Origin of the sequence: Allobacillus salarius, assembly GCF_007559425.1 — a bacterium.
GTDB lineage: Bacteria > Bacillota > Bacilli > Bacillales > Alkalibacillaceae > Allobacillus > Allobacillus salarius.
Genome location: NZ_VMHE01000094.1, coordinates 1 through 550 on the forward strand (window position 1 = coordinate 1; position 550 = coordinate 550).

Consider the following 550-nt stretch of genomic DNA (forward strand, 5'->3'; position numbering starts at 1 on the left):
CATGTACCTTGAAAACTAGATAAGAAGCAAGCATCGAAACGAAAAGATTTAGGCGTCTTTTCACGCAAAGTAAGTTAAGTGAATAAGGGCGCACGGTGGATGCCTTGGCACTAGGAGTCGATGAAGGACGGGACTAACACCGATATGCCTCGGAGAGCTGTAAGTAAGCTTTGACCCGGGGATTTCCGAATGGGGAAACCCACTACCCGTAATGGGGTGGTATCCGTTACTGAATACATAGGTAACGGAAGACAACTCGGGGAACTGAAACATCTCAGTACCCGAAGGAAGAGAAAGCAAACGCGATTTCCTGAGTAGCGGCGAGCGAAACGGAATTAGCCCAAACCAAGACGCATGCGTCTTGGGGTTGTAGGACATTCCATATGGAGTTACCAAGAAGGTTGGTAGGTGAATTGATCTGGAAAGGTCAGCCACAGAGGGTAAAAGCCCTGTAACCGAAATCAACCTTCCTCCGGAATGGATCCTGAGTACGGCGGAACACGAGGAATTCCGTCGGAATCCGGGAGGACCATCTCCCAAGGCTAAATAC

At 49.3% G+C, this 550-nt stretch carries 1 rRNA gene; it reads left to right on the plus strand.

Annotation, left to right across the window (positions count from 1 at the left end):
- Positions 1 to 72: 72 nt before the first annotated feature.
- Positions 73 to 550: ribosomal RNA gene (locus FPQ13_RS13305) — 23S ribosomal RNA — on the plus strand; the annotation flags it as partial.